The sequence below is a fragment of the bacterium genome (assembly GCA_013360215.1).
In the GTDB taxonomy this organism is placed as follows: domain Bacteria; phylum CLD3; class CLD3; order SB21; family SB21; genus JABWCP01.
In genome coordinates this window covers 1-15221 of sequence record JABWCP010000022.1, presented here as the reverse complement: position 1 = coordinate 15221, position 15221 = coordinate 1, and the positions used below count along the sequence as shown (strand labels likewise).

Annotated in this window: 13 protein-coding genes; 9 read left to right on the top strand and 4 right to left on the bottom strand. The window is 41.4% G+C overall.

Going from position 1 to position 15221, the window contains the following annotated elements; translation table 11 throughout:
* Positions 1-85 precede the first annotated feature (85 nt).
* Positions 86-1330 (top strand): alkaline phosphatase family protein, encoded by a 1245-nt coding sequence (locus HUU58_12225; GenBank protein ID NUN46437.1) that lies wholly within the window; start codon positions 86-88, stop codon positions 1328-1330.
* A gap of 68 nt (positions 1331-1398) precedes the next feature.
* Here HUU58_12225 and HUU58_12220 read toward each other — a convergent pair whose 3' ends face one another.
* The 4 genes from HUU58_12220 to HUU58_12205 form a co-directional block, all read right to left on the bottom strand.
* Positions 1399-2652: an inositol-3-phosphate synthase gene (locus HUU58_12220; protein NUN46436.1), complete on the bottom strand. Its 1254-nt coding sequence runs from the start codon at positions 2650-2652 to the stop codon at positions 1399-1401.
* Between the two features lie 103 nt (positions 2653-2755).
* Positions 2756-3445, bottom strand: coding sequence for a CDP-alcohol phosphatidyltransferase family protein (locus tag HUU58_12215; protein NUN46435.1), 690 nt, complete (start codon positions 3443-3445; stop codon positions 2756-2758).
* A gap of 201 nt (positions 3446-3646) precedes the next feature.
* Positions 3647-4567 (bottom strand): alpha/beta fold hydrolase, encoded by a 921-nt coding sequence (locus HUU58_12210; GenBank protein NUN46434.1) that lies wholly within the window; start codon positions 4565-4567, stop codon positions 3647-3649.
* Between the two features lie 53 nt (positions 4568-4620).
* Entirely contained in the window at positions 4621-5217 is a 597-nt protein-coding gene (locus HUU58_12205; GenBank protein NUN46433.1) for a TetR family transcriptional regulator, read from the bottom strand.
* Positions 5218-5421: 204 nt separating this feature from the next.
* Here HUU58_12205 and HUU58_12200 point away from each other — a divergent pair, with 204 nt between their 5' ends.
* The 8 genes from HUU58_12200 to HUU58_12165 form a co-directional block, all read left to right on the top strand.
* Positions 5422-7791 (top strand): hypothetical protein, encoded by a 2370-nt coding sequence (locus HUU58_12200; protein ID NUN46432.1) that lies wholly within the window; start codon positions 5422-5424, stop codon positions 7789-7791.
* Positions 7792-8016: 225 nt separating this feature from the next.
* A complete protein-coding gene (locus tag HUU58_12195) occupies positions 8017-8790 on the top strand; it encodes a class II glutamine amidotransferase (GenBank protein NUN46431.1) in 774 nt (257 codons plus the stop codon).
* A 52-nt stretch (positions 8791-8842) separates the two neighbouring features.
* The gene (gene bamD / locus HUU58_12190; GenBank protein ID NUN46430.1) at positions 8843-9679 is read left to right on the top strand and encodes an outer membrane protein assembly factor BamD; all 837 of its coding nucleotides are present in this window, start codon (positions 8843-8845) and stop codon (positions 9677-9679) included.
* A gap of 9 nt (positions 9680-9688) precedes the next feature.
* Positions 9689-10276 carry a nicotinate (nicotinamide) nucleotide adenylyltransferase gene (nadD, locus tag HUU58_12185; protein ID NUN46429.1) on the top strand — a complete coding sequence of 196 codons (588 nt, stop codon included), beginning with the start codon at positions 9689-9691 and terminating at the stop codon, positions 10274-10276.
* A 6-nt stretch (positions 10277-10282) separates the two neighbouring features.
* Positions 10283-12073 carry an ABC transporter ATP-binding protein gene (locus HUU58_12180; GenBank protein ID NUN46428.1) on the top strand — a complete coding sequence of 597 codons (1791 nt, stop codon included), beginning with the start codon at positions 10283-10285 and terminating at the stop codon, positions 12071-12073.
* A gap of 147 nt (positions 12074-12220) precedes the next feature.
* The gene (locus HUU58_12175; protein NUN46427.1) at positions 12221-12955 is read left to right on the top strand and encodes a TIGR00730 family Rossman fold protein; all 735 of its coding nucleotides are present in this window, start codon (positions 12221-12223) and stop codon (positions 12953-12955) included.
* Positions 12956-13198: 243 nt separating this feature from the next.
* A complete protein-coding gene (locus tag HUU58_12170) occupies positions 13199-13717 on the top strand; it encodes a hypothetical protein (protein NUN46426.1) in 519 nt (172 codons plus the stop codon).
* A 98-nt stretch (positions 13718-13815) separates the two neighbouring features.
* The coding region (locus tag HUU58_12165; GenBank protein NUN46425.1) for a hypothetical protein at positions 13816-15221 on the top strand (1406 nt) is incomplete at its 3' end.

The following is a 15221-nucleotide window of genomic DNA, read 5'->3' as shown; positions in this document are numbered from 1 at the left end:
ACAACCTGCAATTAAATATTTTCTTTTATTTGTGCATTGAGTATGTTAGTCGCATCTCTGTAAAATCCTTATTGGGAGTGCTTTTGTGATACTACGTAACATTTTACCAACTATTCTTTTAAGCATCATCTTTAGCTTAGCGGGATGCCAAGCTAATCATACTACCGCACAATCCGACGCAAGCAAATCATCCGTTATTTTGATTTCATTGGATGGATTTCGGTATGATTATTTGGAAAAATATACGGCTCCAAATTTGACGGCTTTGGCCAAACGCGGCGTCCGTTCCGAGGCGTTAATATCCGTTTTTCCGTCTAAAACTTTCGCTAATCATTATTCGATAATTACGGGTTTATATCCGGCACATCATGGGATAATTTCTAATCAATTCTGGGATCCGGAATATCAAAAGGCTTTTTCATACAAAGATTCTAACGCCAATAAGGACTCGCATTGGTGGGGTGGCGAACCCTTGTGGAATACAGTGGAAAAACAAAATATAAAAGCAGCTTCTTTCTTTTGGCCGGGATCCGAAGCGCTAATTCAAGGTCATCGTGCCAGTTTATGGAAGCGATATAACGGTGCTGTGCGAAACTATGACCGAATTGATACCGTGCTTTCCTGGCTTACCCTGCCTCAAAATTTAAAGCCTCGATTTATTGCAACCTATTTTAGCATTACCGATGAAGTCGGACATGAATTTGGTCCGGAATCTCAGGAAATACATCGAGCTGTAATGCATGTAGATTCCGTCATCGGTTCGTTGGTCGAAGGTATTGATCAAATGGGATTGAGTGAACAGGTAAATATAATTTTGGTGTCCGATCACGGTATGGCTACTGTTTTGCCGGATAGCCTTATATTTCTCGATGATATGATAGATGTTAACTCCGTACGCATTTTAAATGAAACTCCGTTTGTGGGTATCTGGACAAAAAACGGAAATGTGGATGAGGTTTATAAAACCTTGGTCAATAAACATCCGAGGATGCAGGTTTATACACGGGAAAACGTTCCGGCGCGTTTTAAATTTAAAGGAAATCCGAGAATTCCTGAAATCATATGTCTGACGGAGCCGCCGTGGTCTATCACAACGCGTGATTATGCCAGACGGTATAAAGACCGATGGCTTTATGGTTCACATGGTTTTGATCCGGAAATCAAAGAGATGGGCGGCTTATTTATCGCGTCAGGCCCAGTGTTTGAAAAAGGAAAGATGATCCCATCGTTTGAAAACATTCATATCTATGCATTGGTGTGTCATATACTTGGAATATCGCCTTCGGCCAATGACGGCGATATCAAAGTATTTAAGCCGGCGATAAAGTGAAATCTCAGACGATAGAAATAAAAAAGGGAGCGCAAAACGCTCCCTTTTTTGATGTGAACAATCTTCGATTAATCGTAATATTCTAATCCCAAATGCGTGATGAGTTCTTCGCCGCGCATCCAACGCAATGTGTTTTTGAGTTTCATCAGTTGGATAAAGAGATCATGTTCTGGATAAACTGCCGTGGCGTGTTGAGGGCTTTTAAAATAAAACGAAAGCCATTCTTGAATACCTTTGAATCCGGAGCGAGATGCCAGATCAAGAAATAAAGCAAGATCTAAGACGATGGGTGCAGCTAATATGGAGTCACGGCACAAAAAGTCCACTTTGATTTGCATCGGATATCCGAGCCAGCCAAAGATATCAATGTTGTCCCAACCTTCTTTATTATCGCCGCGTGGGGGATAATAGTTGATTCGTACAACGTGTGAAATTTTTCCGTAAAGATCCGGATACACTTCCGGTTGCAAAATGTGCTCAAGTACGGATAATTTACTTTCTTCTTTAGTTTTGAAGGATTCCGGATCATCAAGTACTTCGCCATCGCGATTTCCGAGAATATTTGTTGAATACCAGCCGTTCATTCCAAGCAGACGGGCTTTGAATCCTGGTGCAAGAATGGTCTTCATCAGCGTTTGACCGGTTTTGAAATCTTTTCCGCAGATGGGAACATTTTTTTTCTGTGCAAGATCCACCAATGCCGGAACATCAGCTGATAGATTGGGGGCGCCATTGGCATAAGGGACGCCTTCCATGATCGCCGCGTAAGCGTATATCATGCTGGAGGGAATATTGACATCGTTTTCTCGTAATCCTTTTTCAAACGCTTCGATGGTCTGATGTACATCGGTAGGCTTGATAAAAACTTCCGTAGAACCGCACCATACCATTACGAGGCGATCGCAGCCGTTTGTTTTTTTAAAGTCTTGGATGTCTTTACGAAGCATGTCGGCTAATTCCATTTTATTGGCGCCTTGCTTGACATGTGTACCATTGAGGCGTTTGACATAACGTTGATCAAAAACGGCTTTCATCGGTTTTACCGCTTCTAACTCCGGTTTGATCTGATTGAGCAAATCTTTTTCGATAACACCCGCTTTGATCGCTGCTTGATAGGCGTTGTCTTCAAAAATATCCCAACCGCCGAAAGCGATCTGTTCCAAACTGCTAAGCGGTACAAATTCGTTGATTTTAGGTATTCGTTTTTCGGTACGTTTGCCGAGGCGTATCGTTCCAAGTTGGGTCAGCGATCCGACTGGTTGAGCGAGACCTTTACGAACGGCAATGACGCCTGCGACCATTGTCGTAGCCACAGCGCCCATGCCCGGTAATAAGACTCCCAGTTTTCCCGATGCGGGCTTGATATCCAAAGACTTTTTTTCCAATGCAAGACTCCTTCTTATTATGCTAAAACAAATATCAAATTCAGTTTGATGTTTTGCTTTGATGATAACTGTGAATCATACGTTGTACGGACGTATAATTGGACAACACGGCGACTATGACAATAGGGCCGGTGAAAATATAAATGGGTTTAAAAACGTGTGTACTCCCAATCGAAAAAATAAAATCCGGTGAAACAAAGTACTGAGAAAGGCCACAAAATAAAGCGCCAAAACCTAACCAAACCACTCGCTCGGGCCGTTGCATAAGTCCGACTTTACATTCAAGTTGCAAGCCTTCCGATCGTGCACGAATATAGCTGACCATCGTCGAACCGCCCAAAGCTACAAAACAAAAAACTGATTCATAAAAATAATTATGTCCGATCAGGTAATATCCCATACCGAGAAACATGATCACTTCACTATAGCGATCAATCACTGAATCATATAATGCACCAAATCGCGATGAAAGTCCCGTAGAGCGGGCCACTTTGCCATCCAAGATATCGCAAATGCCGCCCATCAAAACAAAAAAACCACCCCATCCAATATAATGTAAATCACTGCGTGTTCCATACATTGAACCGGCTACGAATATAAGTGCAGCAACTGCATTGAGCAAAAGTCCTAATGTGGTGAACCAATTGGGATTAATTCGGGTGCGGCTTGAAAATGCAATCAATGGCTGCAAAAGGCGAGTAAAACCGTCAGCCACCGCTTTGGGAAGCATAAAACTCAAAAAAAACCTCAGAATTTGACGTGCGGATAATGTTCAAATGACGCGCCCAAAGTATTGATCGAAGCCTAAAAAATCAAGCTAAAAACTCAGCTTTTCGGCGTACGCCAATGCAGATTAGGTAATCCGTCTTCAATATCATTCTGCGAAAAAGACCAACTGAAGATATTGCCAAACCAGCGTTTTAACCAGCGCTTAAGGCAAAGATGCATATGTTCTTTCTCCAGTCATTAATGTATATAAATTGGCTTTTGCATATCGGACCAAAAAATTTGTGACCGATGTGCGATACAATTCAAATTCATATAAATTGCGATGATGCCCCTCGGGCAACCAAAGTTTTTCATCACGTTCGTTAGTAGCGACGCCGGTAAAGGTTTCAAAGTGCTTAGCCGTAAACATTTCATCTTGTCCTCCGAAAGCTACAAATACAGGACATTGGACGCGCGCCAAATGATCGGCAGGGTGCCAATTTTCCATTTTAACTTTAAGCATACGTTCCCAATGAGAAACCAAAACCGGGTAAAGTAAGTTAAAAAGTATGGTATGAGTTTTAAACATATCACGAATCATGAGATCAAAACGCGCAAATGCTGAGCTAACGACAACAGCGATTATTTCAGGGTGTCGCGCTGTAAACAGACATACGGTTGCACCGCCCATCGAATGTCCGAGTAACATCACAGGATGGTTATTAAATTCTGTTTTGTGTCTCACAAAACGGTAAGCGTTTTCCAGGTCTTCGGTAAATCGAACAAGCGACATGTAATCTTCGGGTTGCGAATCTCCATGCCCGCGTGCGTCATATAGAAACAAGTTAAAACCGGCCGTTGTTAAATATTGTGCGTGGGGGAGCATGCCTTGAGCATTGGATTCCCAGCCATGAACTAAAATAACCAATGGCATTTGAGGATTATTACGAATTATCCAACCGTTGAGTAAACGTCCTTCGCTTTCAAATTGCACGGATTCATACGGCAGTTGAAAATCCGCCGGTGTTTTGGTTTTGGGGCGTAGTTTAACTGCCAGGAATTTGTAAGCCATGTAACGTGTGAGAAGTAACATAGCAATTATAATTAATAAAATAATTCCTAAAGTTGTTATGATGACCGTCATGCAATCTCCGTTTTTAATATTTGACCTAATGGTCAGTTTTTGAGTAAAAAAAATTATTTCTTAAGATAGTCGAGAGTTATTTGAAGTGCAGTTTGTTTATAAAAAGTAAATCGCTCCGGTGTATCAAATAACCATCGAATACAAAGACCATCGATCAAAGCACGTGAAATAATACAATATTCACTGATGCTTACTTCGCGAAAGATTCCTTTTTCAATGCCATCGCGTAAAATTTGAGATTGTACTTGTGAGCATTGATTATAGAAGGCAAGGTTGACATTGCGAAGACGTTCGGTATGGCTGCTTTGTGCTAGAAAATCCAGATATACTAAGTAAAATTCTCGATTTTCTTTAATTCCTAAAAAAGTAGCATCGTTAAATGCTTTAATTTTGGAAATAGGATCTTCGGCACGCGAAACTTCGGCGCGTATGTGTAATTCGATTCTTTTGACCAACCATTCAAGTACGGCTTCAAATAAAGCTTCTTTATTTTCAAAATAGTACAAAATTATGCCTTTACTCACATCTGCACGATCGGCCACATCTTGAAGAGTAATACTTGTAAATCCATGCTCAGCAATTAACTTATATGTTACCTTAATTAGGGCCTTACGTTTTTCGAGCTCTTTTTCACTGAATATTACTGACATATTATTAAATATAAAAATTGACTGATTGGTCAAATATATGATGATTTAATCTAAACACAAGGAATTAATTTGAAATTTTAGAGTCTGCTCATCGGATGCAGAGATCATCCGCAATGTCAGGCTTATAGCTAATTTGCTTGCTATGTATTCGGGATTGTGTTAACTTTTTAAATGATTAAAATCACCGATACCATGGAATAACCTATGGCAACGCAAGACCAGCAACAACAACAAATTGCACTGAACCAGTTGATGGAACTTGTTCAAGCTCCGGATTTTCCGGGCAAACTGGTTCCTGAACATGTCACGCAATTTCGTTCGCGTCTTGAACGCTTTTCGGAAACAGAAATCAATGCGGTGACCGAGCGAATACAAGAGGAAATTGAAAAAAAGCGGTCATCTAATAAAACTTTATTGGTCAGCAAGCTTGAAGATGTCGCGGCTTTAACGAAGATGGAGCTGGTTCTTGCCGAGCATAAAGTACCTTCACACATGATCAATTTGTTGTTGACGCTTTTAGTCAACAAGTCCTCAAATTTCGGCACTCCGATTTTTGACGGTAAGATGGAAGAATTTATCAACGATTCCATCGAAAATGCCGTACTCAATATCGTTTTGGAAAAGGCAGCCTCCGAACGAACTAAAGGCGATAAAAGTGGAAAGGGAAAAGAACTCAAAGAACTTTTTGAGAAGAAAATTCGCGATACGGAGACGCTAACGCATTTGATTCATATAATTGATAATGTCGACCTCAATAACGACGCGACGATGAAGTGTGTTTTTGTGGTCAATCTGGTTGCTGAAGCCATGAAGCGCGAAGAAACCATGCGTAAAAGCGAGTCCATAACGATGAAGGATATGATCAATAATTATCTTTTATCCAAATTGCAGATGCGTTTAGCGGAATACAATTATCCTAACGATACGCTGGAAGGCATTATCATCAATCGTTTGGGGCAATCGAATAATATCAAACGTCAATTTCGTATACTGGACCACATTATCGAAACGACATTATCCGGTGACTTGAATATTGAACTCGGTTCAAAAACTGAAAAATTAGAATGGTTACAACTTATCAATTCGCTCGAAATTAATGTTGCTTTGGAGCAATACGAAGAGAAACTAGCTCAGGATAATTTTCCGACACTTGACGATGAAATCAAAGAAGAAATTCGCCGCGTTCTGGCCGCAGATAATATCGCCGATCAGACGATAGCGGCTATTTCCTTTGCGCGGCGTCTTGATAACCCCGATGAATCATTACACGATCCGGCCAAATTGGTCGAGATCGCCGCGGAAACGCAGTACCTCACATCAATGATTTTTAAGATTAAAGGTTTCCAAATCAAAGAAGTATACGAATTCGTCGAACTCATCGGAGAACTGGACGCCAAAAAAGATGATTATCGTCGCGTCGTCGAATATTTTAAATACGAATTGCCGCATATTGATAAAGGCGTGATGAAAGAAGAAGATTCTGATATCAAAAAAGCAGCCTTGGCCGCTCGATACCTTTCAGCGCGGCTTATGTCCAAATTTGATATTGATCCTAGCTATCTGAAATTATCTACCGATTACATTGGTTTAGATCTGACTAAAATGCCGCCGGATATGACCGTGGATGAAGACGAACTCAATCAACGCATCAGTCATTTTCATGAAATACGTAAACGGCTTGGTTTTTTTAACAGTGCCGAACGCGCGTTTAATGCAATCAACCAAGTTGCCGATTTTATTGATAAAGAACGTCTCACGCTTGATAAACCCGGTGTCCATAGAATACTAGATCAAATCAACGATGCGGAACTGGGATTAGCTGTTGCAGATTATGTTCGTGTCGGCACGATCACTAAGGGTTCGGATGACGGTGATGCGTTTAATGTCAAATACGTTGAGGCCAAGGTAAAGGCCGTATTCAAAGAGGAATCCATTCGTGCAATCGAATCCGATGCAGTGAAGAAAAATATTATTCCGGAGTCCGTTTTAGCTAAAGCGGAAGAAGAAGGGACGTTTGAAGAGACGCTTTTGGATATAAAAAATTATGGCACGTACCTCATGACGCGTCGTTTGGATCGTCCTGAATATCCTCGTCATACCCAACGTGCGGTCAATCTGATTTTAGCGCTTTTGCAGGATGCGATCGGTTGGCGTCATTTTGAAAATACACAAATTCGCGCTAAACAAGAAGTCGTGCCTTTGATCGACGAATACCATCGTTTTCTTGGTAAGCTGCTTGATGCGCTAGATGATGATAAAAATGCAGAGCATGAAGAAGTGATAGGCAAGCTCCGTGATGATGATTATTTTGCGGTGAATGATAATAAAGATTCCATCGAAGCCGGAAAAAAATCAGCGCCTCAAGTCAAAGCCGAGTTTATGACGTTGATGAATGATGAGCGGTTTCAAAATTATGTTTCACAGGCGATGGGTTATGCCGAGACATCCACGCACAAAGATTGGATTATTTATAAAAGCGCTTTGGAAACAATCAAAAGTGATCTCAATAGTCATATCGGTAAAACGGTTACGGTCATTGAGGGGGTCGTACAACAGTTATCGGACGGTCATTGAGGGGGTCGTACAACAGTTATCGGGTGATTCCAAAAACGCTGATAGGTTCCGCCCGTTTATTGAAACTTTGCAAGGAAAATATTTAGATTCCTTTAAACGAATGCAGTATCAACTTGATCAAAATAAAAAACCGGCAACGATTTTGAAAATTGAATATGATCGTTTGGCTAACTCTGAAAAATTTAAAGTCTATCTTAAACATTGTTTTGAATTGATAAAACACTGATGTGCAGACTCATGGGGTATGCCGGGCCGAATCCGGTATCATTACAAAACGTAATTCTTGATGCGCCTAACGGAATTCTCCGGCAAAGCGTATGCGATCGTGACAGTTGTAAACCCAACGACGACGGATGGGGATTTGGTTTCGAAGAAAATGGACAATTCCACGTTATAAAGGAAGCTTCGGCGCCCCGTAACGATAAACTTTTTTTGGAAACAGCCCATCGGCCGTTCAAACGTGTCATGTTGCATATACGCCGGGCATCGGTAGGCGGTGCATCCAAGGTCAATACACATCCCTGGATATATCATCAGGACATTATTTTTGCTCACAACGGATCGGTTTACGGAATTGAAAACGTTATGGATTCGGCATTAGCCAAAATTGATCCCGCGCTTAGCGGACATATTACGGGAAATACGGATTCCGAATATGCCATGCATCTTTTTCTGACGTATCTTCGTAAATATAATCCAGCGCAAACGCTGGACATCCATTTCGTACGTACGGCATTGCAGCATACCATAGCCGATCTTAGAGAAATCAGTCGCCGTGCGGACGCATCGCGAAAACCGCAATTAAATTTTATGATGCTTACGCGGGACTACCTGATCGCTACTAAAGTAATGCATAGTTTGGGTTATTATACTTCATATCAAGGCGGCACACTGGTCACTTCGGAGGCCTTAGACAACAATGACGGATGGACGCCAATGAAAGAAGAAACTATGATCGTTGTTTCGCGCAACGGTGACTATGCGTTATATGATATTTGATTTTTTGAAATTTTATTCATAACGATATATATCATTTTGTAAAGGATATCTCATGTTGAGAAAGATATTTGTTTTAGCGATGGCTTGTTCGTTTTTACTGTCTACCGGATGCAGCAAAAAAGATGTTACACAGTACATGACATCGCGGGAACATTTTGAATACGCGATGAAGTTTTTTAATAAAAAAAATTGGACTTCGGCACAGGAACAGTTTTCGTTGATAACCTATAAATACAGCGGTTCGGACATCGCCGACGATGCGCAGTTTTATTTGGCTGAAAGCTATTATCGTCAAAAAGATTGGGTTTCGGCATCGTCAGAATTTGAACGTATGGTATCAAGTTATCCCAAAAGCGAATTTATTGAAAAAAGTATGTATCAGTTAGCGTTGTGCTATATCGAACTCTCGCCGGGATTTGCCTTGGATCAGAAGTTTACCTATCAGGCGCAAAATGCTATTCAGAATTTTATTGATTTGTTCCCGCGCAGCGAACTGCGTACTGAGATGGATAAACATTATAAATCGGTAAAAGACAAATTGGCGCGTAAACATTTTGAAAGCGCACAGATTTACCGTAAAATCAGTGAGTTTGAAGCCGCCATCGTTTACTATGATCAGGTTATTACCGATTATTATGACTCGCCGTATGCTATGCAAGCCAAGTATTGGAAAGGATACTGCAACTATAAAATCGAGGAATTTCAAAAAGCTCAGATATTATTAAAAAAATTCATTGATGAATACCCGTTAGAAAAAGAGTGGGTAACGGATGCCCTCGAAACACTGGAAGATATAAAGAAGGATGAACTCAAGGCCCAAGCCAAAGCGGCCAAAGAGGCTAAATTAGTGAAGCCTGAAGAGTCCACTTCTGTCAAATCGGCAAATTAAATACACCATTTGGAAAAGATCGGTTTATTTGGGGGAACATTTAACCCCATCCACGCAGGTCATCTGATCATCGCTGAGATTATTCGCGATCATCTCGGTTTGTCCAAAGTGGTATTTATTCCCTCAGCCCGGCCACCGCATAAAGCTTCTGAAAACGTAATCTCATTTCATCATCGCAAAACGATGGTGGATTTAGCCATTGAACAAAATGAGTATTTCCAATGCTCTGACATTGAAGAAAAACTATCCGGTCTCTCGTATACGGTTCATACGTTGGAGTTTTTACGAAAAGAGAATCCTAAAAACGAATATTTTCTGATGATCGGATCGGATTCGTTACTTGATCTACCTAATTGGAAAACACCGGAGAGGTTGACTGAACTTGCTAAAATCGTCGTATATCCGCGTATGGGTTTTGACTTCGATAAAGGCGAATTGCGATTCACAAAAGAAGCGATATGTATTGATAAACCTGTGATTGAGATTGCTTCTTCATGGGTGCGTGAACGACTTTTACGAAATCAATCGGTTCGCTATATCGTACCGAATGCAGTATTATCGTATATCAAAAAAAACAATCTTTATACCAAAGAATAAGATTCTATGTTTAAGCGCCTGAAGCCGTACCTTTGGAAATACCGCGTTTATTGGATTAGCGGATTTGTGCTGGTTATTTTAAAAAATTTATTTCAGTCAACGGGCCCTCAGTTGGTGCGTGAAGCTATTGACACATTGGCGCCCGGCACGGATCCTTCAACATTTCCTTTATACAATCAAATCATCCATTCCGTCGAGTTACAACTTGGTGTGGCCATCGTTGTGGCATACATTGCGGCGTACCTTTTTGTCGAATTGTTACACGGCATTTTTCTTTATCTGATGCGACAAACGCTCATCGTCATGTCACGAAAGATCGAGTATGACCTGCGTAGTGATTTTTTTTCGCATTTGCAAAAATTACACGTTCAGTTTTTTCAGTATGCCAAAACGGGTGACCTGATGAGCCGCCTGACCAACGATCTCGCCAATGTACGCGAAGTGCTTGGACCCGGCATTATGTACACCGCCAATACGATTGTAGCGTTTATTTACGTCGTACCGATGATGATACATATCAGTCCGATGCTTACGTTACTGGCTTTCCTGCCCTTATTCTTACTTTCGTTTGCGGTTGGTCGATTATCCGGAGTGATCATGACGCGCTCGCAAAAAGTTCAGGAAAAACTTTCCGATATCAGCTCGGCGGCGCAGGAAAATTTTTCAGGTATCCGTGTAGTAAAATCATTTGTCCAAGAAGCCACGGAGATTAAGAAGTTTGAAAATCTCAGTCATGAGTATATTCAGCTCAATATGTCCATGGTTCGAATTCGCGGGATCATGATGTCCAGCGTGATTTTGACCATCGGGCTGAGTGTTGCTGTTTTGCTGTGGTACGGCGGAAGTTTAGTGATAGACGGTGTAATGACCATTGGAGAGTTTACGGCTTTCAATTTTTATCTGGCGATGCTGATCTGGCCGATGGTAGCCGTCGGATGGGTGATTAATATTTTTCAACGCGGGTCGGCTTCCATGAAACGAATGAATGCCATATTTGATGAACAGCCCGCAATCAGTGATAAAAACAGTCAAAATAACGGGCACTCTGACATTGCGGGTAAGATAGAATTTCGTAATCTTAATTTTTCATATCGCGATATACCTGTTTTGAAAAATATTTCAATTTGCATCCAACCCGGAATGACCTTGGGCATCGTCGGCGCGACAGGTTCCGGGAAGAGCACGTTGGTCAATCTGATTCCGCGTTTGTATGCTATTCCGGACGGAATGCTATTCATTGACGATCGTGATATCAATACGATTCCGGTATCTGTTTTGCGTCAACATATCGGCATGGTTACACAAGATAATTTTCTGTTTTCCGATACAATTTATCAAAACATAGTTTTTGGCGTTGATAATCCGCCGACGGATCAAGTCATTTGGGCCGTTGATACGGCTCAGTTACGAGGCAATATTGAGGATTTTCCGGAAAAGTATGAAACGATTATAGGAGAACGCGGTATCACTTTATCGGGAGGACAAAAACAGCGCTTGGCCATCGCGCGCGCCGTGATTCGCCAGCCTAAAATACTCATACTGGATGATGCTCTTTCGAGCGTGGATACCCACACGGAGGACGAAATACTGAAGCGCCTGAAAGTCTTAATGGAAGATCGTACAACATTACTTGTCAGTCATCGCATTCAAACGGTAAAGCATGCGGACAGTATCATTGTATTGAAAGACGGTGCAATTATTGAAACAGGTACGCACGAAGAATTAGTCGAACAAAAAGGTACCTATGCCGTGATGTATGAACGCCAACTTCTGGAAGCGGAAGTAGCCAATATCTGACCAGACTACCGCTACATAAAATTAGGAAAAAATATGCCCAAATCTCGTTTGCCGCATTTGGATGAAACTGGAATTCCGCTCAAAGCATACGATAACGGTGCTTTTTTGCATAGCCCTGACGGACGAACTTTGCGTGTTATTAGTGAAATGCATGAACCGTATGCGCGCTTCAAGAGGTATGGGATCCGTGATACGATCGTATTTTACGGTTCGGCTCGTATCCTAGATCCAAAAGATGCCAAAATCAAATTACAAGCCCTACAAAAAGAAGCGAAAAATCAATCAACACCGTCGGCATCTCTTCGTCGTAAACTTCAATGGGCCCAATCGGATTTAGATATGTCCGTGTATTACCGCGACGCTATGAAGCTTGCTGAAATGATGACACGATGGTCATCCAAACTGGACGGTGGTAAACGTTTTATCGTATGCAGTGGCGGCGGCCCTGGTATAATGGAAGCAGCGAATCGAGGAGCAAAAAAGGCCGGTGGCCCAACCATCGGACTTAATATCAGTTTACCTTTTGAGCAAATTCCCAATCCCTATATTTCGCCCGAATTAAATTTTGAATTTCATTATTTTTTTATGAGAAAGTTTTGGTTTGCCTACCTTGCTAAAGCACTTGTCGTTTTTCCGGGCGGTTATGGTACGCTAGACGAATTGTTCGAATTACTGACTTTAGTCCAAACCAAAAAGATAGAAAAACCGTTAGCGATACTTATTTACGGTAAAACGTATTGGGATGAGATTGTTGATTTTGAAGCGATGGCCAAGCATCACATGATTAGTCCGGAGGACTTGAAGCTTTTTGCGTATGCCGACAAGCCTGAAGAGGCCTTTGAATACCTGAAAGAAAAATTGGAACGTTATTATTTAAAATAAAAAAAATTGAACTTGTTTTTTATTGCTTTTTTATAAGCCGCTGTGATATATCGCAACGGCTTTATTTTTGTCTATCATTATCATTTTATTGAATTTGTTTGCAAAGACGATGCGTTTTTACTATTTTTTTCTTGATATATCGGTTCGACACTTTTTCGTGTGATTTGTACTGCATTTCAACAGATCAAGTCAGTGTAGAGTGTTTCATATTTTTCTAATTGCTTTTTTCGAAACGAGAGAAGAATGAAGTCATTTTTCCATTTTTCACTTCTGATTTTTGTTTTTAGTTGGATTATTCCGCTTAGTGTGTATTCACAAAGTGGAAGTTATGTTATAGATCAAATCGAATGGACCGAAGGAGAGAGTGCGGAATCGAAATTGACTATTTCAATTCAAAATGGAGTTGGTAAAATCATTGAGATTGGAAATGTGCTGAACGAAGAAATTCGAATTGTTTCAATCGAGCACAATGCCGTTCCCCTGTGGATGACTACAAATCAGGCGTTATTCGAAAAAAAAGTTTCGGGTACGGTTTTTGTTCAGATTGTTGATAAACGAGCTAAGATCGAATTTAATGATGTTTTAAAATCAGGCGATAAACTTATCGTTAAATTAGCATTGGCTGTACCTACAGCACAAGCGTTAAAATTACTACCGGAAAAAAAATATAATTTAGACGTTACCGTACGCAAAGATCATAATTCCAACCCTGTGAAATTAACCAATTCGCAAACAATTAAAGTTAAAGCTGACGCGCCTTGATGCATTCCTTGATACGTACAACCAAATATAGTTTTTTAGTATTCTCTTTTTTCTCGTTTGTTGTGTCAGCGGGACAGGGTGGTTCAAACCGTGCCTATATGTGGACGGACAGCAAAACTTCAACCGCTGCGCCTTACGCTACATATCAGTGGGTAGACGCATCAGCCGGCTCTGTAATCACTCCGACGACGGGCTCAACCACAGGTTTGGTCAATATCGGATTCAATTTTGTTTTTTACGGGAACACCTACTCTCAGGTCGACATTAGTTCTCGCGGTTTCCTCAGTTTTCAGGACTTATTAGGTACGGACTTCAGTGCTAATAACGATCTTACTCTCGCAGGTGGGCCCGATAGTGTTATAGCGCCGTACTGGGATCTAATTACTACTAATCCCGTTGCAACGAGGATACATTATCAAACCCAAGGAACTTCGCCTAATCGACAATTTGTTGTTACATGGTCTAATTTTCTATCTGGAGGAAGTGTAATAACGTTTCAAGCTATTCTATATGAAACAACAAATTTAATAAAATTTCAGTATCAGACACTTGGTACCGCTACAGGCGCTACAGTATCTGTAGGTGTTGACAGTTCAAATGGCACGGCTTCGCAGTACAGTTTTAATTCGGCTTCTTTAGAGGATGGCTTGGCTATTTTGTTTCACACTAACTCATCTGCTACAGCGAGTGCTACGATTTCTCCGTCAAGCGTTCGAACCAATACATCGTTGAATTCGTTTACGTATTCGATTTATGTGAATGGGTCAACAGATTCTCTTGCGCGAATAGATTCGGTGTTAATTCGCAATCCGTTTACTTCTAAATCAGCCACAGTAACGGATATATCCGTCGACGGCTCATCCAAGTTCTTCATCAATTCGTCCTCACGGCCGTCGGCGCTTGGCCTTTCATCGTATGACTTCGCCACATGGAGTTATAATACAACGAATGATTCGATCAGCGTTCGTACCAATGTATTTGGAATCAGAGACTCTATCAAAGTTACATTCACCGTTGATGCTGAAAATATTCTAGGTAATGTCAGTTTTCCTTCATCGGTACTTGCGCCTTTGGTCAGTGCGGCGCGATTGTCGGTTAGCGGAAGCCCTACGGTTTCAGTAATTCCAGACACGCTATACACCCTATCTGTCAAATGGTACAACCAAGAACCGTCAGGGCTTGCTGTCGATACCACGATTTCGGCTGATGATTCGCTACGTGTTTTTGCATATGGTTATGATCGGAACGGCAATTTTTTGCGCCGCGTTAAAGTCACTTGGTCAAGTTCCGGCGTGATGGGTTTTTTAGCAGGCTCAACAAGCGGATCCGATAGTGTTTCGTTTCATGGTCGCCGTGTAAGCAGTGGTTATATTTCTGCAGATTCCGCCGGTTTTCATGATCAAACCGGTCTTATAACGGTGGCTTTGGGTGACACTTCGTTTGCGGTGCTTCGCAGCCAGGCGAATAACGGGGGTTTGCGTTATGATACGCTGAGTGTGTTAAC

Bases quoted from the DNA above. Each gene is read 5' to 3' on its own strand.
- HUU58_12210 (NUN46434.1), bottom strand. From the start codon at position 4,567: ATGACGGTCATCATAACAACTTTAGGAATTATTTTATTAATTATAATT.
- HUU58_12220 (NUN46436.1), bottom strand. From the start codon at position 2,652: ATGGGCGCTGTGGCTACGACAATGGTCGCAGGCGTCATTGCCGTTCGT.
- bamD (NUN46430.1), top strand. From the start codon at position 8,843: ATGTTGAGAAAGATATTTGTTTTAGCGATGGCTTGTTCGTTTTTACTG.
- HUU58_12205 (NUN46433.1), bottom strand. From the start codon at position 5,217: ATGTCAGTAATATTCAGTGAAAAAGAGCTCGAAAAACGTAAGGCCCTA.
- HUU58_12180 (NUN46428.1), top strand. From the start codon at position 10,283: ATGTTTAAGCGCCTGAAGCCGTACCTTTGGAAATACCGCGTTTATTGG.
- HUU58_12200 (NUN46432.1), top strand. From the start codon at position 5,422: ATGGCAACGCAAGACCAGCAACAACAACAAATTGCACTGAACCAGTTG.
- HUU58_12170 (NUN46426.1), top strand. From the start codon at position 13,199: ATGAAGTCATTTTTCCATTTTTCACTTCTGATTTTTGTTTTTAGTTGG.
- HUU58_12215 (NUN46435.1), bottom strand. From the start codon at position 3,445: ATGCTTCCCAAAGCGGTGGCTGACGGTTTTACTCGCCTTTTGCAGCCA.
- HUU58_12175 (NUN46427.1), top strand. From the start codon at position 12,221: ATGCATGAACCGTATGCGCGCTTCAAGAGGTATGGGATCCGTGATACG.
- HUU58_12195 (NUN46431.1), top strand. From the start codon at position 8,017: ATGTGCAGACTCATGGGGTATGCCGGGCCGAATCCGGTATCATTACAA.